This window comes from Tardiphaga sp. 866_E4_N1_4 (assembly GCF_052076075.1).
Taxonomy (GTDB): domain Bacteria; phylum Pseudomonadota; class Alphaproteobacteria; order Rhizobiales; family Xanthobacteraceae; genus Tardiphaga; species Tardiphaga robiniae.
Genome location: NZ_CP197242.1, coordinates 2,339,868 through 2,360,671 on the forward strand (window position 1 = coordinate 2,339,868; position 20,804 = coordinate 2,360,671).

A 20,804-nucleotide genomic window follows, 5' to 3' on the forward strand; every position below is an offset into this window, starting at 1 on the left:
GCCTTTAGGCCCTGAAACTTAGGTTGCAAGCGAGCCGGACGCAACAAAGCTTAAAAGCTATGCACCGCAAAGCCGACAAAAACCGCCCGTAAATATCCACAGACCAGAACTGTCCGGGAGACCTTGGACTCCCAGGAACCCAGATGCTATCCACCAGTTTCTCCTAAGCGATCCCAACATCTCGCTGCAGACCGCGCCTCTTGCGGACGCAGAATATTCCATTCCCTTCAATTTAGACGGAAACCGACATGGCGCAGGTTGATCACTCGAAAATGGCCAACGCGATTCGTGCCCTCGCCATGGACGGCGTGGAAAAGGCCAAATCCGGTCACCCTGGGCTGCCGATGGGCGCCGCCGACGTCGCCACCGTGCTGTTCACACAGTTCCTCAAATTTGACGCAGCCGATCCGAAGTGGCCGGATCGCGATCGCTTCATCCTCTCGGCCGGTCACGGCTCGATGCTGCTCTATGCCCTGCTCTATCTGACGGGCAACAAGGAGATGACGCTCGACCAGCTGAAGAACTTCCGCCAGCTGCATTCCAAAACTCCGGGTCATCCCGAGAATTTCCACACCTCAGGCGTCGAGACCACCACGGGTCCGCTCGGTCAGGGCATCGCCACCTCCGTTGGCTTCGCGCTCGCCGAGCGCATGCTGGCCGCCGAATACGGCGATATCGTCGATCACTACACTTACGTGCTGTGCTCCGATGGTGACCTGATGGAAGGTGTCAGCCACGAAGCGCTGGCCATGGCCGGTCATCTCAAGCTGTCGAAGCTGATCTTCCTCTACGACGACAACGGCATTTCCATCGATGGTCCGCTGTCGCTTGCCGATAGCGTCGATCAGGTCGCACGCTTCAAAGCCCATGGCTGGAATGCCGTGCATGTCGATGGCCACGACCAGGTCGCCATCGCTGCCGCTATCAAGCAGGCGCAGGCGTCCGACCGTCCGTCGATGATCGCCTGCAAGACCAAGATTGGCTTTGGCGCACCAACCCGCGCCGGTACCTCGAAGGCCCACGGCGAACCGCTCGGCGCGGAAGAACTCGCAGGCGCCAAGAAGGCACTGGACTGGAATTACGGCCCGTTTGAGGTGCCCGATGATATCCTGCAGGCCTGGCGCAACGTCGGCAAGCAGGGCGCATCGGCGCACGCGGACTGGCAAAAGCGTTTTGATGCCCTTCCGGACGACAAGCGCAGCGAATTCACCCGCCGCAACGATCACGTTCGACCGACAGCCATGGCGGACGCGATCCTCGCGCTGAAGAAGAAGCTGATCGCCGAGCCGCAGACCGTCGCGACCCGCAAGGCGAGCGAACTCGCGCTCGAAGCGCTGGTGCAGGTCGTGCCGGAAATGGTGATCGGTTCGGCCGATCTCACGCCATCGAACAACACCCGCACCAAGGGCGCCATCGAAGTGAAGCCCGGCGAATTCAAGGGGCGCTACATTCACTACGGCATTCGCGAAATGGGCATGGCCGCAGCCATGAACGGCATCGCGCTGCATGGCGGCTTCATCCCGGCCGGCGCGACCTTCATGTGCTTCACCGACTATGCGCGACCGGCGATGCGCATCTCGGCGCTGGCGCAGATCCCGGTCATCTACATCATGACCCATGACTCGATCGGTCTCGGCGAAGACGGCCCGACCCACCAGCCGGTGGAGCATCTGGCCGCGATGCGCGCGATGCCGAACATGCGCGTGTTCCGCCCCGCGGACACCGTCGAGACCGCCGAATGCTGGCAGCTCGCCATGGAGAAGACCAACGGCCCAACCATGCTGGCCCTGTCGCGCCAGAACCTGACGCCGGTGCGCACCACCCATCACGACGACAATCTCTGCGCCGCTGGCGGCTATGAGTTGATCGCGGCCAAGGGCAAAGCCGCCGTGTCGATCTTCGCCTCGGGTTCGGAAGTCGAGATCGCAGTCGCTGCGCAGAAGCAACTGGCCGACAAGGGCATCGCGACGCGGGTCGTATCGGTCCCCTCGCTCGAACTGCTGCTGGAGCAGCCTGAAGAGCGCCAGAAGGCGATCATTGGCGACGCGCCGATCAAGATCGCCGTCGAAGCCGCGGTCCGGTTCGGCTGGGATGCCGTGATCGGACACGACGGCACCTTCATCGGCATGAAGGGCTTCGGCTCGAGCGCGCCAGCCAAGGAGCTTTACAAGCTGTTCGGCATCACGGCCGAGGCCGTGGTCGAGGCTGCAACCAGCAAGCACAACGCGGCTTAACTCTATCGGAACGCTGGTAAATTTGACACATTGCACCAGCGTTCCATTCAGGGCATGAAACGCCCGTCACACGTCACTATATGAAGGCCCTCACGCGAGGTTTGAGCCTAATAAAAGGGAGAAGTTGAATGGCAGTCCGGGTTTCGATCAACGGTTTTGGCCGCATCGGCCGCAACGTCCTGCGGGCGATCTACGAGTCCAAGCGCACCGACATCGAAGTCGTCGCCATCAACGATCTGGGGCCGGTTGAAACCAACGCCCACCTGCTGCGCTTCGACAGCGTGCATGGCCGCTTCCCCGGCGACGTCACCGTCGACGGCGACAGCATCCAGCTCGGCAACGGCAACAAGATCAAGGTCACTGCGGTGCGCGATCCGAACACGCTGCCGTGGAAGGATCTCGGCATCGATATCGCGCTCGAATGCACCGGCATCTTCAGCGCCAAGGCGAAGGCGACGTCGCATCTGACCGCAGGCGCCAAGCGCGTGCTGGTTTCGGCTCCGTCCGATGGTGCTGATGCCACGATCGTCTACGGCGTCAACCACAAGACCCTGACCAAGGAGCATCTGGTCGTTTCCAACGGTTCGTGCACCACCAACTGCCTGGCGCCTGTCGCCAAGGTGCTGAACGAGACCGTCGGTATCGAAACCGGCTTCATGACCACGATCCACGCTTACACCGGCGACCAGCCGACGCTGGACACGCTGCATAGCGATCTCTATCGCGGCCGCGCCGCTGCGATGTCGATGATTCCGACCTCGACCGGCGCCGCGAAGGCCATCGGCCTCGTGATGCCCGAACTGGCCGGCAAGCTCGACGGCGTTTCGATCCGCGTACCGACCCCGAACGTCTCGGTGGTCGATCTCAAGATCATCGCCAAAAGGAGCACCACAAAGGAAGAGATCAACGAAGCGATCAAGAAGGCTGCGGCCGGCGAGCTGAAGGGCGTGCTCGGCACCACTTCGCACCCGAACGTATCGATCGACTTCAATCACGATCCGCATTCGTCGACCTTCGCCTTCGACCAGACCAAGGTGCAGAACGGCACGCTGGTGCGGGTACTCTCCTGGTACGACAACGAGTGGGGCTTCTCCAACCGCATGGCCGATACCGCCGTCGCGATGGGCAAGCTGCTCTAAGACACGACCGTTATCCCGGACGCAGCATAAGACGCCGCGTCCGGGAGCCAACGAATGTAGCGGTCCCCGCTTCGCGGCGCGCCGCTCTGCGCTGACCGGCGTTTGGGACACAACATCATGACCAATTCTTTCCGCACCCTCGACGACGTCGATGTGAAGGGCAAACGCGTTCTCGTGCGCGTCGATCTCAACGTGCCCATGGATGGTGGCAAGGTTACCGACGCAACGCGGCTTGAACGTATCGCGCCGACCATCACCGAAATTTCCGACAAGGGCGGCAAAGTAATCCTGCTCGCGCATTTCGGCCGCCCCAAGGGCCGCGACGACAAGAACTCGCTGAAGCCCGTGGCTGCGGCACTTGCCGATGTGATCAAGAAGCCGGTCGCCTTTGCCGACGACTGCGTTGGCGACGTCGCAGCCAAGGCCGTTGGCGCCATGAAGGACGGCGACATTCTCTGCCTTGAGAACACGCGCTTCCATTCCGCTGAGGAGAAGAACGATCCGGCTTTCGTCGCCGAACTCGCCAAGCTTGGCGATATCTGGGTCAACGATGCATTCTCGGCTGCACATCGCGCCCACGCCTCCACCGAAGGCCTCGGCCACAAGTTACCCGCCTATGCCGGCCGCACCATGCAGGCCGAGTTGGACGCCCTCGGCAAGGCGCTGGACGCGCCGACCAAGCCGGTGATCGCCATCGTCGGCGGCGCCAAGGTCTCGTCGAAGATCGATCTCCTCGAAAATCTCGTCACCAAGGTCGATGCGCTCGTGATCGGTGGCGGCATGGCCAACACCTTCCTGCATGCGCAGGGTGTCAAGGTCGGCAAGTCGCTGTGCGAGAAAGATCTCGCCGCCACTGCGCTGCGGATCATCGGCAAGGCCGAAGCTTCCGGCTGCGCCATCATCCTGCCGGTGGATGCCATCGTCGCATTCCACTTCGCCGCCAATACCCCGTCACACGCTTACGGTCTCGATGCGATCCCAGATGAGGGCATGATCCTCGATGTCGGTCCGCAGTCGATCGAACGCATCAACGCAGCGATCGACGATGCCGCCACGTTGGTCTGGAATGGCCCGGTCGGCGCATTTGAAATGGCACCGTTCGACCGCGGCACGGTTGCCGGCGCCAAACACGCAGCGGCGCGCACCAAGGCGAAGAAGCTGATTTCAGTAGCCGGCGGCGGCGACACGGTGGCCGCGCTCAATCACGCCGGCGTCGCCGATGACTTCTCTTATATCTCGACGGCTGGTGGCGCCTTCCTCGAATGGATGGAAGGCAAGCCGCTGCCGGGTGTGGAAGTGTTGAAGAAGTAGCAGCGGTAAATTTTTGCCCGCAAGGCTTGTGGGCGCCGCAATGTTTATGGTATGTTCCTGCTATGGCAGACGAACCGATCAACATCACGACGGACATCCTCATCGCGATCCGCGATGATATTTCGTCGTTTCGTAGCTCGGTTGAACAGCGTCTTGATCGGCTGGAAGAAATAAGCCGTAAGCAGCGTCGGGACGCTGCCGGCATGCTCGTGATGATGCGTGCGACTGCTGGCGATTTCGACGAGCGCGTGACTGAAGTGGAAGAGCACGTCGCGGCACTCGAAGCTCGCGAACATTAGTTACCGGGAATTCCATTAGCTGGAACGCTGGGCCATCGTGGCGATTAACGTTGGCTGTATGCGCGACTGATGGCGTCTTGGATTCGCCGTCTCCTCGCGCTAAGAGCCATATATCCCTCGGCGCGGCGTTTGCGCCTGTCCCAATTTACAAGGAGCTTCCTGCATGGCCCGTATTACGTTGCGTCAACTGCTCGATCACGCGGCAGAACACGATTACGGAGTGCCGGCCTTCAACATCAACAATATGGAGCAGGCCCTGGCCATCATGGACGCGGCCAACTCCGTCGATGCGCCCGTGATCATCCAGGCCTCCCGCGGCGCCCGCTCCTACGCCAATGACATCATGCTCAAGCACATGATGGACGCGGTCACCGAAATCTATCCGCACATTCCCGTCTGCGTGCATCTCGATCACGGCAACGAAGCTGCAACCTGCATGACCGCAATCCAGGCCGGATTCACCTCGGTGATGATGGATGGTTCGCTGAAAGCGGACGGCAAGACGGCGGCGGACTGGGACTACAATGTCGGCGTGACCAAGACCGTCACTGATATGGCGCATCTCGGCGGCATTTCAGTGGAAGGCGAACTCGGCGTGCTCGGCTCGCTGGAGAGCGGCATGGGCGAAGCCGAAGACGGCCACGGCGCCGAGGGCCAGCTCAGCCACGACCAGTTGCTGACCAATCCCGACGAGGCCGTGAAGTTCGTCAAGGAGACGCAGGTTGACGCGCTGGCGATTGCCATGGGCACTTCGCACGGCGCCTACAAGTTCACCCGCAAGCCGGACGGCGATATTCTCGCCATGAACGTGATCGAGGAAATCCACCGCAAGCTGCCGAATACCCATCTGGTGATGCACGGCTCGTCCTCGGTGCCGCAGGATCTGCAGGACATCATCAACAAGTTCGGCGGCCAGATGAAGCCGACCTGGGGCGTCCCGGTCGCCGAGATCCAGCGCGGCATCAAGCACGGCGTCCGCAAGATCAACATCGACACCGACAACCGGATGGCCATGACCGGCCAGATCCGCAAGGTGCTGAGCGAGAACCCCAGCGAATTCGACCCGCGCAAATATCTGAAGCCGGCGATGGAAGCGATGGTGAAGCTCTGCAAGCAGCGCCTGCAGGAATTCAATACCGCCGGCCAGGCCAGCAAGATCAAAAAGGTGCTGACCACGGCCGAAATGGCCAAGCGTTACGCATCGGGCGAGCTGAACGCGAAGATCGCCTGAGCCCAAACTGCCAATTGACTGTGTTTCAGCCTGCCATACAGCCTATGGCAGGCTGAATTTTTGCCGGAATCGGATGCGGACGGGCTCATTGGCCGGCCAGATGCTCGGATTTTGCCCGAGAACGGTCTAGATTGACCTGCAGGACTAGCCCGCTCAGGACATGCCCATGAATCTCGCCGAACTCAACAAAATCGCCCGCGCCATGACCGCGCCGGGCAAGGGCTTGCTTGCCGCAGATGAATCGTCAGGCACGATCAAGAAGCGCTTCGATGCGATCAGCGTCGAGTCGACCGAGGACAGCCGCCGCGATTATCGTGAAATGCTGTTTCGCTCGCGCGAGGCGATGAGCAGCTACATTTCCGGCGTGATCCTCTACGACGAGACTATCTGGCAAAACGCCAAGGATGGCACGCCGCTGGTGGGGCTTATCGAGGAAGCCGGCGCCATTCCCGGCATCAAGGTCGATGAGGGCACGCAGGCCTTGCCGAACTGTCCCGGTGAGCTGGTCACAGCAGGCCTCGACAAGCTCGCCGAGCGTCTTGCCAAATATTACGCGCGCGGCGCGCGCTTCGCAAAGTGGCGCGCGGTGATCGATATCGGTGCTGGGATTCCCTCGATGACCGCAATCTCCGTCAACGCGCACGCGCTCGCCCGCTATGCCGCGCTATGCCAGGCCGCACAGATCGTCCCTATCGTCGAACCCGAAGTGCTGATGGACGGCGATCACGACATCGACCGCTGCGTCGAGGTGACACAGCGCGTACTCAACAAGACGTTCCAGGAATTGCGGGTCCAACGGGTCGCGCTGGAAGGCATGATCCTGAAGCCGAACATGGCGGTCTCTGGCAAGAAGTCGAAGACGCAGGCTGGTGTGGCTGAAGTGGCTGAGAAGACCGTGCGCATGCTGAAGAACTGCGTGCCCGCATCGGTGCCCGGCATCGCATTCCTCTCCGGCGGCCAATCTGACGAAGATGCAACCGCGCATCTCGACGCCATGAACAGGATCGGCAGCCTGCCCTGGCCACTGACATTCTCCTATGGCCGCGCGCTTCAGGCAGCGCCGCAAAAGGCATGGTCCGGCAAAGCCAACAATGTGCCCGCCGGTCAGCAGGCCTTCACCCATCGTGCACACATGAATTCACTCGCCAGCAAGGGCGAGTGGACGACTGATCAAGAACAGAAGGCGCTATAATCTTGGCTTCCAAACCCGTCCCGCCGCCGCCGATGCCGCGCCTCTATCTCGCGACGCCCGTCGTCGAGGATCCGTCAGTGCTGGCGGCGAACCTGCCTGCTCTTCTTGAGAGAGCAGATGTCGCTGCCGTCCTGGTGCGACTGGCGACGACCGACCAGCGCACCATGATCACGCGCATCAAGGCGCTGGCGCCTGTCATCCAGACCAGCGGCGCCGCGATGCTGGTCGAAGGCAATGTCGAGCTCGTCGCACGCGGCGGCGCCGATGGCGCGCATCTGCCCGGTCTAGCTCCCCTGCAGGATGCACTCCCCTCGCTGAAGCCTGATCGCATTGCAGGCTGCGGCGGATTGTCGACGCGCCATAATGCGATGGCAGCGGGCGAGGCCGGCGCCGATTACGTGCTGTTCGGCGAGCCCGACCCGAACGGCCAGCGCCCATCGGCTGACGCCATTGTCGAGCGCCTTCAGTGGTGGGCCGAATTGTTCGAACCGCCCTGCGTAGGCTTTGCCACAACGCTCGATGAGGCCAGGGAATTCGCAGCTGCCGGCGCTGACTTCGTGCTGGTCGGCGAGGTCATCTGGAACGACGCGCGCGGCGCTGCTGCAGCCTTGATGGACGCAGAGAAGGCAATCCAGCAGGGATACGCGACGCTCGTCTCGGGGCAGTCCAAGGTCGAACAGGAATAACGCCGGAATGAAAGTTCTGCGTTCCCTCACTGTAATTGCCGGCTGCCTGACCTGGGCAGCCAGCGCGACCGCGCAGATTTCGCTGACACCGCCGGGGGTGCAAACGCCACCACCGGCTGCAAGCAAGGCAGCTCCAAAAAAGGCGCCGGCACCGGCGAAAGCGCCAACAGCAGCGAAGAAAGTTCCTACGCCGCCTGCTGAAAAGCCCGCGCAGCCTGCAGAAGCCGCACCAACCGACCCCAATGCCGACCTGGTCTATGGCGCCTATCAGCGCGGCCAGTACAAGACCGCCTTCGACCTCGCCAGCAAGCGCGCGCAGGAGAACAACGACCCGAAGGCGATGACCATGCTTGGCGAACTCTATGCCAATGCATTGGGCGTCAAACGCGATTATGCGAAAGCTGCAGAATGGTATCAGCGCGCGTCGGAGCGCGGCGACCGCGAGGCTATGTTCGCGCTGGCGATGCTGCGACTGTCGGATCGCGGCAATGTCGGCAAACGCGATGAGGCCGTGAAGCTGCTGGCATCCTCCGCCAAGCTCGGTAATCCGAAGGCCGCCTACAATCTGGCGCTGCTCTATCTCGACGGACAGACGCTGCCGCAGGACGTCAAGCGTTCGGCCGAATTGCTCCGCGTCGCCGCCGATGCCGGTAACCCCGAAGCGCAATACGCGCTGGCGACGTTCTACAAGGAAGGCACCGGCGTCGAGAAAAGCATCGACAAGGCGGTCCGCCTGCTCCAGGCGGCATCCCTGGCCGACAATGTCGACGCCGAGGTCGAATATGCCATTGCGCTCTATAACGGCACGGGAACCCCCAAGAACGAGGCTGCGGCCATCGCCCTGCTCCGCAAAGCCTCCAAACAGAACAGCCCGATCGCCCAGAACCGCCTCGCCCGGGTACTGGCGCTCCGCACCAATACAGATGACCGGCTGGAAGGTCTGAAATGGCACATCGTCGCCAAAACCGCCGGAAAGGGGGACCTGATGCTCGACGAGCTTCTGGCCCAGGCTACCCCCGAGGAAAAGACCAAGGCCCAGGAAGCCGCCAAGAAGTGGCTGGGCACGACCCAGAAATGACCCCTGTAGCGATCTTGCCTTGACGAGATGCCGCCCGCAGGGCACCCATCGCCTCAGCAACCCCCAATCAGACCTGCCGTCAGGTCGTCGTGAGACGAACGCATGATCAATTCAGCCCTTATGAACGTGATGGTGAAAGCCGCGCGCCGCGCCGGCCGCAGCCTGAAGCGCGACCTCGGCGAGATCGAGAACCTGCAAGTCTCGATGAAGGGCCCCGCCAATTTCGTCAGCCTCGCCGACAAGCGGGCCGAGGAGATGCTCTATACGGACCTCAACAAGGCCCGCCCGGGCTATGGCTTCCTCGGCGAGGAAGGCGGCAACCGCGAGGGTACTGACAAGAGCCATACCTGGATCGTCGATCCGCTCGATGGCACCACCAACTTCCTGCACGGCATCCCGCAATTCGCAGTCTCGATCGGTCTGGCGCGCGAAGGTCAGGTGATTGCCGGCCTGATCTACAATCCGGCAAATGACGAGCTCTATATGGCCGAGAAGGGCTCGGGCGCGTTCCTCAACGACACCCGCCTGCGCGTCGCCGGCCGCAAGCAGCTCAACGAATGCGTCATCGCCTGCGGCCTGCCGCATATCGGCCGCGGCGACTTCGAACTGTCACGCAACGAAATGGCCGCGTTGCAGCCGAAGGTCGCCGGCCTGCGCCGCTTCGGCGCGGCTTCGCTCGATCTGGCCTTCGTCGCAGCCGGTCGCCTCGATGGCTATTGGGAGCGCAACCTGCAGCCTTGGGATATCGCTGCCGGCCTGATCCTGATCAAGGAAGCCGGCGGTACTGTTGGCGATATCAATGGTGGTGATGTGCTGACGACCGGCAACGTCGTTGCCGGCAACGAGTTCGTCCACGGCGCTCTGACGAAGATCCTGCGGCCGCTGACGAAGTAAGATTGATCGCTCGAATAGAAAAAGCCCGGATGGCGTTGCGCCATCCGGGCTTTTTGTTTGATTACCTTAGCTGTGCGACACGGACGGCGATGCGGTCGGCCCGTCCTGCTTTGCCTCTTCTGTCTTCGGCGCCTTGTCCGGCGAGAATAGCCGCTGCACCGACACGAAGAACACCGGCACCATCAGCAGCGCCAGGATCACCACCGCGATCATGCCGCCGGTCACCGACGTACCAAGCGCCTGCTGGCTGGCACCGCCGGCGCCCGATGCGACGACCATCGGCAACACACCGCAGATAAAGGCGAGACCGGTCATCACGATCGGACGGAAGCGCAGGAAGCAGGCTTCCATCGTGGCATCCACCAGCGACTTGCCCTGCGCGCGCAAGTCCTTGGCGAATTCGATAATCAGAATCGCATTCTTGGCCGCGAGACCGATGATCGTAATCAGACCCACCGTAAAGTACACGTCGTTCGGCAGGCCCCGCAAATTCGCCGCCAGCACGGCGCCAACGATGCCGAGCGGCACCGTCATCAGCACGGCCACCGGGATCGTCCAGCTCTCATAAAGCGCTGCGAGCACCAGGAACACCACCAGCGCTGACAGCGCGAGCAGGAACGGCGCCTGCGAGCCGGACAGCTTCTCCTGCAGCGACTGGCCGGTCCACTCGAAGCCGAAACCGCGCGGCAACAGGCTGGACAGACGCTCCATCTCCTTGATGGCGTCGCCGGACGTGAAGCCGGGCCGTGCCTCGCCGGAGATTCGCACCGCCGGATAGAAGTTGAAGCCGGCAATCTGGGTCGGACCCTTCGCCCATTCCACAGTGGCAAAGGACGAGAACGGCACCAGCTGCCCGCGGCTGTTCTTGACATTGTAGTTCAGAATGTCGGCCGCGTTCATCCGGTTGGCGGCCTCGGACTGCACCACGACGCGCTGCATACGGCCGCGGTTGGGAAAGTCGTTGATGTAGTTCGAGCCGAGATTGGTCGAGATCGTGCTGTTGATATCCTCGAAGGTGACGCCGAAGGCGCCTGCCTTTTCGCGGTCGATCATCAGATTGACCAATGGCGCCGGCGGAAGGCCTTCTACAAATACCTTCTGCAGCACAGGGCTGGCATTGGCGTCTGCAATCAGCTTGTCGGATGCAGCATTAAGCGCGACGAACCCCTTCTGGCCGCGGTCCTGAAGGCGGAAGCTGAAGCCTGAAGAGTTGCCGAGGTTATCGATCGGAGGCGGCTGCAAAGCGGAGATCTTGGCGTCGCGGATCGACGACAATTCCCGATTGATATCGTTGACAAGCGCCGCGGCGGAATCGCCGGGCGGGCGTTCAGCCCAGTCCTTCAGGGTGATAAAGGCCTGCGCGGTGTTCATGCCCTGCCCGAGGAAGCTGAAGCCGGTGAGGAACACAACGCTCTCGATACCGGAACGCTTCTTCAGATATTCCTCAACCTTTTCGATGGCACTTTCAGTGCGGGCGAACGAGGAGTCTGATGGCGTCTGCACATCAGTGGTGATGAAGCCCTGATCGTCGATCGGCAGAAAGCCGCCGGGCATCCGCATGAAGCCCCAGGTCAGTCCCACCAGCAACGCGACGTAGACGATCAGCAAGCGTCCGGTGCGCTGGATCGACCAGCCCACTGTCCTTGAATAGCCATCGCGGGTGGCATCGAGCTTGCGATTGAACCAGCCGAACACGCCCTTCTTGGCATGGCCGTGCCCTTCCTTGATAGGCTTCAGGAAGGTTGCGCAAAGCGCCGGGGTCAGCGACAGCGCCAGCAGCGCGGAGAACGCGATCGAGGCGACCATGGTGACCGAGAACTGGCGATAGATGATGCCCACTGAGCCGGGGAAGAACGCCATCGGCACGAACACGCCGATCATCACCAGCGTGACACCGATGATAGCGCCGGAGATCTGGCCCATCGCCTTCTTGGTGGCTTCCTTCGGCGGAAGCCCCTCCTCGCTCATGATACGCTCGACGTTCTCGACCACGACGATGGCATCGTCGACGAGGATGCCGACAGCCAGCACCATGCCGAACATGGTCAGCATGTTGATCGAATAGCCGGCCAACAACAGCATCGTGCAGGTGCCGAGCAGCGCGATGGGCACGACGATGGTCGGGATCAGCGTGTAGCGGAAATTCTGCAGGAAGATGAACATCACGATGAAGACGAGGACAACCGCCTCGATCAGCGTCATCACCACCTTCATGATCGATGCTTTGACCACCGGCGTGACGTTGTACGGAATGTCATAGGCAATGTTTGCAGGAAAGAAGTTCGACAGCTCCTTCATCTTAGCTTCGATCGCGGAGGCTGTCGCCAGCGCGTTGCCCTTTGGGGACATCAGCACCGACAGGCCGGCCGTCGGCTGGCCGTTCAGGCGCGTGGTGAACTGGTAGCTGAGGCCGCCGATCTCGATCCGGGCGACGTCGCGCAGCCGCACGGTCGAGCCATCGGAATTGGCGCGTAGCACAATGGCGCCGAATTCTTCCGGCGTGGAGAGCTGGCCTTTGACGAGCACCAGTGACGACGTCTTGGTGGTCGCTGTCGACGGCTCGGCACCGACGCTGCCGGAGGCAACCTGGGCGTTCTGTGCGGTGATGGCCTTGTTGACGTCGTCGGAAGTCAGATTGTAGCCAACCAGCTTGGCGGGATCGACCCAGACGCGCAGCGAGCGCTCGGTGGAATACAGCGAGGCACGGCCGACGCCCGGAATACGACGAATTTCACCGAGGATGTTACGGATCATGAAGTCGCCGAGGCCGACTTCATCGAGGCTGTTATCGGTGGAGCGCAGCGTGATGATGTTCAGCACCGCGGCAGAAGCTTCCTCGACCAGGATGCCCTGCTGGATCACAGCACGCGGCAGACGCGCTTCCACGCGCTTCAGGCGGTTCTGCACTTCGACTGACGCCTGGCTGGTATCGGTACCGGGCTGGAAGTTCGCGATGATCTCGACGGCGCCCAGCGAGTCGCTCGTCGATTCGAAGTTCAGGATGCCCGCAGCGCCGTTGAGTTCCTCTTCAATCAGCCGCGTCACGCTGTTGTAGAGATTCTCCGGCGACGCGCCCGGATAGCTGGTCGAGATCGAAATCGACGGCGGCGCGATGATCGGATACTGCGCAATCGGCAGCTGCGGAATCGCAATGGCGCCGAAAAGACAAATGAAAAGCGCGACGACCCAGGCAAAAATCGGCCTGTCGATGAAAAAACTAGCCATGTCGATTTACTCAGGGACGCGCTTGAGTGGTTTTCTGCCCCTCGGGCGGAAGGCCCGCAGTGGCATTCGCGTCAGTCCAGGCGGTCGCCTTGACCTTGTCGCCAGCAGCGAATTTCTGGAAGCCCTCGACCACGACGCGCTCGCCGCCCTTCAGGCCTTCGGTCACGAACCACTGACCATCCTGCACGGCACCTGTTCGTACCATCTGGACCGCAACATGACCGTCATCCTTGACAACGAATACTTCGGCTCCGCCGCCACCATTGCGCTGCACTGCCTGCTGCGGAACCGCAATGGCATCGGTGTCGATGCCCTGCTCAATCTGCACGCGGACATACATGCCCGGTAACAGCTCACGCTTCGGGTTCGGAAATTCGCCGCGCAGCGTTACCTGACCCGTGAAGGTGTCGACCTTGGCTTCGGAAAACAGCAGCTTGCCCGGCAGCGAATAGAGCGTGCCGTCGTCAAGCATCAGTCTCACCTTGGCCGCGCCAGGCGCGATCCGCTCGAGATCGCCGGTCTCGAAAGAGCGGCGCAAGTTATTCAATTCGGACACCGACTGCGTGAAATCGGCATAGATCGGATCGAGCTGCTGAATGGTGGCGAGATTCGTATTGTCGTTCTGCGCGAGCAGCGCACCTTCGGTCACCAGAGCGGCTCCGACAATGCCGTCGATCGGCGCGCGGATGGTTGCATAGTCCAGATTGAGGCGCGCACGCGCGACGTCGGCTTTCTTGGATGCAATCTCGGCTTCAGCCTGACGCTGCGCACCGACTGCTTTCTCGGCTTCCGCTTCGGAGACTGCTTTCTGCAGTGCAAGACCCGACACGCGCTTGGCCTGCATCGACGCGAGGTCATAGGCAGCTTCCGCCTTGTGAAGCGACGCCTTTGCGGACTGCAATTCCACCTCGAACGGCTTCGGATCGATGCGATACAGCGTGTCACCCGCCTTCACCTCGGTGCCCTGATGAAACGCGCGCTCGATGATAATGCCCGACACACGCGAGCGCACATCGGCAACGCGCGTCGGCGCGATACGTCCGGGCAATTCGCGAACCAGCGCGCGTCGCTGTTGCGTGACGGAAATGATGCTGACTTCAGGCTCGCTCACCTGCGGTGGTGCTGACGCCACCGCGTCCTTGGGTTCGTTGCATCCTGCGAGCACGGGCGCGAGTCCCGCCAGCAGAAGCGCGAAGCCTGCAGAGCGTGCGTTCAACATCGTCATTTACTTTGATATCCCAAGTTGCGAATTCGAACATGCATCAACGGATACGCCGGACCTCTGTGGTCTTCATGCGCGTAGCCGGATTTATCGAACTTCTTTGATAGCCTAGAATAAAAACCGCGGTGCTGCGGCGCAATACATATCGAGGCGGCGCATTGCCACACGGCCTATCGTATTGAACTCACAAAGGCTTTCGAGGCTCACGCGAACGTGAATCGGATGGAACCGGTACACGTTTAGTTAACAGCAGCCATTCGATACTGGCTCACGCCACTATTCGCTTCCATCCGCATAGACAAACAAGCCTGCGGTCGCAGAAAGAACCGGCGCCAGCACCGCATCCATATGCGGAGTTGCGTCCATGGACCAGACGCAGGATGCGTTCGATCTCGTCGCGATGGCAATCGAAATTGTCGAGCCAATCATTCGCCGTGCGTAGCGCGTGCCGCTCCAGCGCCACTCCTTCTCCACAAACGGCTCAACAAAAAGGTCTTTTCTAAATACGCGGCAGATCGAGCCGGATTTCAACTGGAAGTTCCCGGTGACATCGCTGATTCCGGCGGTATCCGATCTTTTTTTGTCGCGGGGCTGTGCCATATTGCGCGTCGAACCTTTCCTCGCATGCAGATGATCAGCACATGGCGCCTGGCTCCTCCTCCCGCTCCGCGATGGAAATCGAACTGACCAAGCTCTCATCGCCCCGGATCTTCCTGGTCCGAATGCTGGTGTTTCTGGTGCTCTGCGGTCTGATCATGACCGTGCTCTACAAGCAGATCGTTCTCGCTTTCTTTGCCAATCCCGGGCTCAACGCGCTGATCGGCGCGGTATTGGCGATCGGCATTATCCTGTCGTTCCGGCAGGTCATCCGGCTCTATCCGGAAGTCTCGTGGGTCAACAGCTTTCGGATTTCCGATCCTGGCCTCGCGCTGGACCGACGCCCGACCCTGCTGGCGCCGATGGCTGCGATCCTCGGCGGCGAACGTACCGGCCGTATGACCATCTCGCAGCAGACCATGCGGCATCTGCTCGATTCGATCGCGACGCGCCTTGACGAATCCCGCGACATCTCGCGCTATATGACCGGCCTCCTCGTATTTCTCGGGCTGCTCGGCACCTTCTGGGGCCTGATCGAGACCGTTGGCTCCGTCGGCAAGGTGATCGAAGGCCTCAAGGTCGGCGGCGATGCCGGCTCGCTGTTCGACACGCTGAAGGAAGGCCTCGCCGCGCCGCTCGCCGGCATGGGCATCTCGTTCTCGTCATCGCTGTTCGGCCTCGCCGGCTCGCTGATCCTCGGCTTCCTCGACCTGCAATCCAGCCAGGCCCAGAACCGGTTCTATACGGATCTGGAAGACTGGCTCGCCTCCACCGTGAAGGAATATTCCGGCGAGACAGCCCCCGTTACCTCATCCGGCACCCCGGCCGAGTTGCAGGATGCCATCGAGCGCCTGCGTCGCTCCATCGAGGACGGCAACAACAACCGTGGCACCACGACCGCCATGGCCAATCTCGCCGATGCGATCCAGAGCCTTGTGGCGCATATGCGCAGCGAGCAGGAGATGATCCGCGAATGGGCCGATGGCCAGGGCGAACAGAGCCGCGAGATCAAGAAGCTGCTGGAACACATCGCTCGCCAACCTGAGAAGAACTGATCCATGGCATTGGCACGCAATCGCCGCGGCTCTTCCGAATTCAACTACTGGCCGGGCTTCGTCGACGCGCTGTCGACGCTGGTACTCGCGATCGTCTTCCTGCTGTCGATCTTCCTCGTCGTGCAATTCTATCTGTCGCAGGAAGTCACCGGCAAGGACAAGGCGCTGGAGCAGCTCACCGCCAAACTGGCTCAGCTGAACGACCTGCTATCGCTGGAGAAGCTCGGCAAGCTCAATCTCGACGAGCAGCTATCTCAGATGCGCGCCGGGCTGTCCGCCGCGGAATCGGAGCGCGACCGGATCAAGGGCTTGTATGACGGCCTCGCCGGTGCGGGCTCCGATGCCGCAGGCCGCAACACCGAGCTCAACAAGGCGCTGGATTCCGAGAAGCAGCTCTCCGCCCGTGCGCTGGCGCAGGTCGAGGTGCTGAACCAGCAAATCTCGGCGCTGCGCCGCCAGCTCGCGGCACTCGAAGAAGCGCTGGAAGCGTCCGAGAAACGAGACAAGGAATCGCAGGGACGCATCGTCGATCTCGGCCAGCGCCTCAACGTCGCGCTCGCGCAGCGCGTTCAGGAGCTGTCGCGCTATCGTTCCGAATTCTTCGGACGCCTGCGCGCCATTCTCGGCAACCGCCCCGACATTCGCGTTGTCGGCGATCGCTTCGTGTTTCAGTCCGAAGTATTCTTCGATGTCGGCCAAGCGGCTTTGCTTCCCGAAGGCCGCGCCGAACTGGACAAAGTCGCCAGTGCCCTGATCGAACTCGACAAGCAAATCCCGGCCGAAATCGCCTGGGTGATGCGCGTCGACGGCCATACCGACTCGCGGCCGATCCTCAACAGCCCGCTGTTCAAGTCGAACTGGGAACTGTCGTCGGCGCGTGCGATCTCGGTCGTGCAATATCTGATCTCGCTCGGCGTGCCCGCACAGCGTCTCGTCGCCGCCGGCTTCGCCGAAAACCAGCCGCTGGATACGGCGCAGACTGAGGAAGCCTACAAGCGCAACCGTCGCATCGAACTCAAGCTCACCGAGCGCTGACGGCATGCCTGAGCCATTCGAGTTGCGCCCCTATCGCGAGAGCGATGAAGACGCGTCCATCACCTTGTGGCTGGAGACATGGCGACAGGCCTATCCCTCGATCAATTTCGACGCCCGCGTAAACTGGTGGCGCAACCGATGGCGCACCGAACTGGTACCCGTAGCGCAGATCGTAGTTGCGCAGCAGGACGGCGCACTGGTCGGCTTCGTCACCATCGACGGCACGGGTTATCTCGACCAACTGGTGGTCAGCCCCGCTCAATGGGGATCAGATGTCAGCCGCGCGCTGGTCGATGAAACCAAACGACTATCGCCCACCGGCGTGACGCTGAAGGTCAATGCCGACAATATCCGCGCAATCAAATTCTATATGCGTAACGGCTTTGTCAAAACCGGCGACGAGGTGAACACGTCAGGCCGTGCCGTCGACCTGATGGAATGGAAGCCGTAGCAAGCCTCCCATCGTCAACACTCACACCCCGAACTGCAACCGCGCCAATCGTGCATAAAGCCCGTTCGCCGCGACCAGTGAGGCGTGCGTGCCCTGCTCGACGATGCGGCCATGATCCATGACGAGGATGCGATCGCAGGACAGCACGGTGGCGAGGCGATGGGCGATCACCAGCGTGGTGCGGTGCTTCATCAGTTCTTCCAGTGCGGTCTGCACCAGCGTCTCGGATTCGGCATCGAGTGCAGACGTTGCTTCATCGAGCAGCAGCAGCGGTGCGTCGCGCAGGATGGCGCGCGCGATTGCGATGCGCTGACGCTGGCCGCCCGAGAGCGTGACGCCCCGTTCGCCCAACTGCGCCTCGAATCCATCAGGCAGGCGGCGAATGAATTCCGTGGCATGCGCCAGCGATGCCGCATGCTCGACTTCAGCGTCCGTCGCATCGGGACGACCGAAGCGGATGTTCTCGCGGGCGGTTGTAGCGAACACGACGGAGTCTTGCGGCACCAGTGCGATACGCTTGCGGAGCTCGCGCGGATCGGCATCACGGATTGGCACGCCATCGACTGAGATGGCGCCGCCCTTGGGATCGTAGAAGCGCAGCAGCAGATGAAACAGCGTGCTCTTGCCAGCGCCGGAGGGGCCGACGATGGCGACCTTTTCGCCAGCCTTCACCGACAGCGACACGCCAGCGGCGGACAGGATGTCCGGCCGGGTCGGATAGGCAAAGGAGACGTTGTCGAACACGACGTCACCGCGCGCGGGCTGCGGCAATGCCCGCGGCGATGCCGGGGCCACCACGGCGGACTTCACGTTGAGGATTTCGAACAGTCGTTCCGCCGCGCCCGACGCCGCCGAAATCTCGCCCCAGACTTCGCTGAGCTGGCCGAGGCTGGACGCGGCAAAGGCCGCATAGAGCACGAACTGGCCGAGCCGACCCGGCGTCAACGAGCCCGTCAGAACATCGTGCGAGCCGACCCACAGAATGCCCACAACGCTGGAGAAGACGATGAAGATGATGATCGCGGTCAGCACGGCGCGCGCGCGCGTAGAGCCACGTGCGGCGTCATAGGCCTGCTCGACCTCCTTGCCGAAGCGCGCATTCGCCAGCTGCTCGTTGGTATAGGCCTGCACCGTACGGATCGAACCGACGAGTTCGCCGGCATAGGCCGAGGCTTCCGCCAGCGTATCCTGCGCGTTGCGCGACAGACGCCGCACCCAGCGCCCGAAGGCCACCAGCGGGATCACGATCAGCGGGATCGCCGCGAGCACGAAGCCGGAGAGCTTCGGGCTAGAAACCACCATCATGGCTGCCGCGCCGAGAAACAGCACAAGGTTGCGCAACGCGATGGATACGGACGCGCCGACCGCTGACTTGATCTGCGTGGTATCGGCCGTGAGCCGCGACACCAGTTCGCCGGAGCGCGACGTATCGAAGAATGACGGCGACAGCGCGGTGAGATGCTGGAACACGTCGCGGCGCAGATCGGCGACGATGCGCTCGCCGATGGTCATGACGAGGTAGTAACGGGCCGCGCTGGCCAGTGCGAGCACGACCACCACAGCGATCATAACGCTGAAATAGTTGTTGATCATCGCGATGCCTTCGGGGCTGAAGCCGAAGTCGATCATCCGCCGTGCCGCCACAGGCACGACGAGCGTGGTCACAGCCGCGATGGTCAATGACACCAGCGCCAGCAGGGCCCGGCCGCGATACCTCGCCACATAGGGCGCCAACGCCAGGAGCGGCCGCAATTTGGCTCGGCTGGGTTGTACCTGGGGCTCCACAACGGTATCCGCCAGCGACGGCTCCGGAAGCACCGGATCGGGCTGCGGAAGCGTCGGCTTGGCCGCGCGGGGGATCTCAAGCCGTTCGACTGCACTCATGATTTATAACCGTTCTTGTCGTTGCTCTGAGATAGGCCGGAGCGGGCCCCGAGGCAAATGACCTAGGTCAATTGCATGGGCAATGATCCACGACGGGAGTCCTTGTCTCCCGCACGTTCCTGCGATATAGAGCGGCCAAATCCGCCATCGAAATCACAGAGATTCAGGCGCCGGCGCGCCGAAGGAACCGTCATGAAAGCCGAAATTCACCCGGATTATCATAACATTACGGTCGTTATGACCGATGGTACGGAGTATCAGACCCGTTCCACTTGGGGCAAGGAAGGCGACAAGCTGAACCTCGACATCGATCCGAGGTCGCACCCAGCCTGGACCGGTGGCACCACCCAGCTTCTCGACCGCGGTGGCCGCGTGTCGCGCTTCCAGAAGAAATTCTCGGGCTTCCTCAAGAAGGAAGATTGATCTTCACAAGGAAGATCGGCCTTTCAGGCTTATCCGATTGCCTTTCAAAACGCCTCTGCAGCCAGCAGGGGCGTTTTTCGTTGCTGGCCGACATTGGCCATGGCGGTACCTTAAAACCGCCTCCGTTGCCCTCCCTATAAGGTGCGCCACATCATCTTGCGCGGGGGCGCAACGAGACCATGCCGACCAATACCGGGCACCACCGCAAGAAGCCGCGTCAGGCCCGCTCCGTTGCGACCGTGGGCATCCTCCTGGACGCCGCTGCCCTCGTGCTGGTGGACGAAGGCTACGAACGCGCCACCACGAACCGGATTGCAGAGCGCGCCGGGGTCAGCATCGGATCGCTCTATCAATATTTTCCAAACCGGGACGCGCTGTTCGGGGCCCTCCATGGCCGGACGGAAGCCCAAATGTCCGAAAATATCTGGCAGACCATTTCAGAATTCGAAGGGTTGGATCTGCGTGGATTCGTCCGCTCCGGTCTGAACACCGCGATCAGCCAGCATGCCCGCGTGCTGCCGCTGCTGAAGGTCTTGATGGAGACCGCCTCCGGCCGTCCCCCTGTTCAGTGGCCATTCGACCGCTTTCCGCAACGGCAAGGCCTCTTGCGTGGCATGTTTGACAGCCATGCCGACGAGCTACGCCCTGGCTTCAATCGCGAAGCCGGAAGTTTCTTCATTCCGAGAATGGTCGGCTCGGCACTCGATGCGGCGATCGCATTCCGTCCGGATGCCTTCGCCAATGGCGAGCTGGAACAGGAGCTGGATACGATGTTGTCGTACTATCTGATCGGGGAGCGCTAGAAGCGCAAGCCAGCAAGCGCGGTGTTTGCCCACGCTACGCACGCG

Annotated in this window: 18 protein-coding genes; 14 read left to right on the forward strand and 4 right to left on the reverse strand. The window is 61.8% G+C overall.

What is annotated here, in order from left to right; all coding sequences use genetic code 11:
- Window positions 1–248: 248 nt before the first annotated feature.
- The 9 genes from tkt to AB8B20_RS11565 all read left to right on the forward strand — a co-directional run bounded on the left by tkt (window position 249) and on the right by AB8B20_RS11565 (window position 10,064).
- The gene (gene tkt, locus AB8B20_RS11525; protein WP_439072661.1) at window positions 249–2,234 is read left to right on the forward strand and encodes a transketolase; all 1,986 of its coding nucleotides are present in this window, start codon (window positions 249–251) and stop codon (window positions 2,232–2,234) included.
- Window positions 2,235–2,362: 128 nt separating this feature from the next.
- The gene (gene gap / locus AB8B20_RS11530) at window positions 2,363–3,373 is read left to right on the forward strand and encodes a type I glyceraldehyde-3-phosphate dehydrogenase (protein ID WP_092144873.1); all 1,011 of its coding nucleotides are present in this window, start codon (window positions 2,363–2,365) and stop codon (window positions 3,371–3,373) included.
- A gap of 117 nt (window positions 3,374–3,490) precedes the next feature.
- Window positions 3,491–4,684 (forward strand): phosphoglycerate kinase, encoded by a 1,194-nt coding sequence (locus AB8B20_RS11535; protein WP_439072662.1) that lies wholly within the window; start codon window positions 3,491–3,493, stop codon window positions 4,682–4,684.
- A gap of 62 nt (window positions 4,685–4,746) precedes the next feature.
- Window positions 4,747–4,983: a hypothetical protein gene (locus AB8B20_RS11540; protein WP_089265391.1), complete on the forward strand. Its 237-nt coding sequence runs from the start codon at window positions 4,747–4,749 to the stop codon at window positions 4,981–4,983.
- A gap of 163 nt (window positions 4,984–5,146) precedes the next feature.
- On the forward strand, window positions 5,147–6,214 hold the full coding sequence (gene fba / locus AB8B20_RS11545) for a class II fructose-bisphosphate aldolase (protein WP_175368324.1): 1,068 nt from the start codon (window positions 5,147–5,149) through the stop codon (window positions 6,212–6,214).
- 166 nt (window positions 6,215–6,380) lie between these two features.
- On the forward strand, window positions 6,381–7,406 hold the full coding sequence (locus tag AB8B20_RS11550) for a class I fructose-bisphosphate aldolase (protein ID WP_439072663.1): 1,026 nt from the start codon (window positions 6,381–6,383) through the stop codon (window positions 7,404–7,406).
- Between the two features lie 2 nt (window positions 7,407–7,408).
- Window positions 7,409–8,092, forward strand: a complete 684-nt coding sequence (locus AB8B20_RS11555) for a thiamine phosphate synthase (protein WP_439072664.1) — start codon at window positions 7,409–7,411, stop codon at window positions 8,090–8,092.
- A gap of 7 nt (window positions 8,093–8,099) precedes the next feature.
- Window positions 8,100–9,170, forward strand: coding sequence for a tetratricopeptide repeat protein (locus tag AB8B20_RS11560; RefSeq protein ID WP_439072666.1), 1,071 nt, complete (start codon window positions 8,100–8,102; stop codon window positions 9,168–9,170).
- Between the two features lie 102 nt (window positions 9,171–9,272).
- Complete coding sequence (locus AB8B20_RS11565; protein ID WP_089265396.1) at window positions 9,273–10,064, forward strand: inositol monophosphatase family protein; 792 nt, start codon at window positions 9,273–9,275, stop codon at window positions 10,062–10,064.
- 66 nt (window positions 10,065–10,130) lie between these two features.
- Here the strand turns inward: AB8B20_RS11565 and AB8B20_RS11570 are convergent, their stop codons facing one another.
- From AB8B20_RS11570 to AB8B20_RS11580, 3 genes are all read right to left on the reverse strand, one after another.
- Window positions 10,131–13,289: a multidrug efflux RND transporter permease subunit gene (locus AB8B20_RS11570; RefSeq protein ID WP_439072668.1), complete on the reverse strand. Its 3,159-nt coding sequence runs from the start codon at window positions 13,287–13,289 to the stop codon at window positions 10,131–10,133.
- Between the two features lie 10 nt (window positions 13,290–13,299).
- Window positions 13,300–14,514, reverse strand: a complete 1,215-nt coding sequence (locus AB8B20_RS11575) for an efflux RND transporter periplasmic adaptor subunit (RefSeq protein WP_089265398.1) — start codon at window positions 14,512–14,514, stop codon at window positions 13,300–13,302.
- Window positions 14,515–14,787: 273 nt separating this feature from the next.
- Entirely contained in the window at window positions 14,788–15,111 is a 324-nt protein-coding gene (locus AB8B20_RS11580; protein ID WP_439072669.1) for a hypothetical protein, read from the reverse strand.
- A gap of 41 nt (window positions 15,112–15,152) precedes the next feature.
- On the opposite strand from AB8B20_RS11580, the gene AB8B20_RS11585 reads away from it, so the two are divergent.
- Genes AB8B20_RS11585 through AB8B20_RS11595 form a run of 3 tightly spaced genes read left to right on the forward strand, consistent with a single transcriptional unit; the run spans window position 15,153 to window position 17,649 of the window.
- A complete protein-coding gene (locus tag AB8B20_RS11585; RefSeq protein ID WP_089265399.1) occupies window positions 15,153–16,163 on the forward strand; it encodes a flagellar motor protein MotA in 1,011 nt (336 codons plus the stop codon).
- Window positions 16,164–16,166: 3 nt separating this feature from the next.
- Window positions 16,167–17,198, forward strand: coding sequence for a peptidoglycan -binding protein (locus AB8B20_RS11590; RefSeq protein ID WP_089265400.1), 1,032 nt, complete (start codon window positions 16,167–16,169; stop codon window positions 17,196–17,198).
- 4 nt (window positions 17,199–17,202) lie between these two features.
- Window positions 17,203–17,649, forward strand: a complete 447-nt coding sequence (locus tag AB8B20_RS11595; protein ID WP_439072671.1) for a GNAT family N-acetyltransferase — start codon at window positions 17,203–17,205, stop codon at window positions 17,647–17,649.
- Between the two features lie 21 nt (window positions 17,650–17,670).
- Here the strand turns inward: AB8B20_RS11595 and AB8B20_RS11600 are convergent, their stop codons facing one another.
- Window positions 17,671–19,533, reverse strand: a complete 1,863-nt coding sequence (locus AB8B20_RS11600) for an ABC transporter ATP-binding protein/permease (protein WP_439072672.1) — start codon at window positions 19,531–19,533, stop codon at window positions 17,671–17,673.
- A gap of 192 nt (window positions 19,534–19,725) precedes the next feature.
- On the opposite strand from AB8B20_RS11600, the gene rpmE reads away from it, so the two are divergent.
- Both rpmE and AB8B20_RS11610 read left to right on the forward strand, forming a co-directional pair.
- Window positions 19,726–19,956, forward strand: a complete 231-nt coding sequence (gene rpmE / locus AB8B20_RS11605) for a 50S ribosomal protein L31 (protein ID WP_089265403.1) — start codon at window positions 19,726–19,728, stop codon at window positions 19,954–19,956.
- A gap of 179 nt (window positions 19,957–20,135) precedes the next feature.
- Entirely contained in the window at window positions 20,136–20,759 is a 624-nt protein-coding gene (locus AB8B20_RS11610; RefSeq protein ID WP_439072673.1) for a TetR/AcrR family transcriptional regulator, read from the forward strand.
- The last annotated feature ends 45 nt before the right edge of the window (window positions 20,760–20,804 follow it).

Coding starts and splice junctions, on each gene's coding strand:
- AB8B20_RS11580 (WP_439072669.1), bottom strand. CDS start 15,111: ATGGCACAGCCCCGCGACAAAAAAAGATCGGATACCGCCGGAATCAGC.
- AB8B20_RS11550 (WP_439072663.1), top strand. CDS start 6,381: ATGAATCTCGCCGAACTCAACAAAATCGCCCGCGCCATGACCGCGCCG.
- AB8B20_RS11595 (WP_439072671.1), top strand. CDS start 17,203: ATGCCTGAGCCATTCGAGTTGCGCCCCTATCGCGAGAGCGATGAAGAC.
- AB8B20_RS11575 (WP_089265398.1), bottom strand. CDS start 14,514: ATGACGATGTTGAACGCACGCTCTGCAGGCTTCGCGCTTCTGCTGGCG.
- AB8B20_RS11600 (WP_439072672.1), bottom strand. CDS start 19,533: ATGAGTGCAGTCGAACGGCTTGAGATCCCCCGCGCGGCCAAGCCGACG.
- rpmE (WP_089265403.1), top strand. CDS start 19,726: ATGAAAGCCGAAATTCACCCGGATTATCATAACATTACGGTCGTTATG.
- AB8B20_RS11565 (WP_089265396.1), top strand. CDS start 9,273: ATGATCAATTCAGCCCTTATGAACGTGATGGTGAAAGCCGCGCGCCGC.
- AB8B20_RS11585 (WP_089265399.1), top strand. CDS start 15,153: ATGGCGCCTGGCTCCTCCTCCCGCTCCGCGATGGAAATCGAACTGACC.
- AB8B20_RS11560 (WP_439072666.1), top strand. CDS start 8,100: ATGAAAGTTCTGCGTTCCCTCACTGTAATTGCCGGCTGCCTGACCTGG.
- fba (WP_175368324.1), top strand. CDS start 5,147: ATGGCCCGTATTACGTTGCGTCAACTGCTCGATCACGCGGCAGAACAC.
- AB8B20_RS11590 (WP_089265400.1), top strand. CDS start 16,167: ATGGCATTGGCACGCAATCGCCGCGGCTCTTCCGAATTCAACTACTGG.
- AB8B20_RS11540 (WP_089265391.1), top strand. CDS start 4,747: ATGGCAGACGAACCGATCAACATCACGACGGACATCCTCATCGCGATC.
- AB8B20_RS11570 (WP_439072668.1), bottom strand. CDS start 13,289: ATGGCTAGTTTTTTCATCGACAGGCCGATTTTTGCCTGGGTCGTCGCG.
- AB8B20_RS11535 (WP_439072662.1), top strand. CDS start 3,491: ATGACCAATTCTTTCCGCACCCTCGACGACGTCGATGTGAAGGGCAAA.
- AB8B20_RS11610 (WP_439072673.1), top strand. CDS start 20,136: ATGCCGACCAATACCGGGCACCACCGCAAGAAGCCGCGTCAGGCCCGC.
- tkt (WP_439072661.1), top strand. CDS start 249: ATGGCGCAGGTTGATCACTCGAAAATGGCCAACGCGATTCGTGCCCTC.
- gap (WP_092144873.1), top strand. CDS start 2,363: ATGGCAGTCCGGGTTTCGATCAACGGTTTTGGCCGCATCGGCCGCAAC.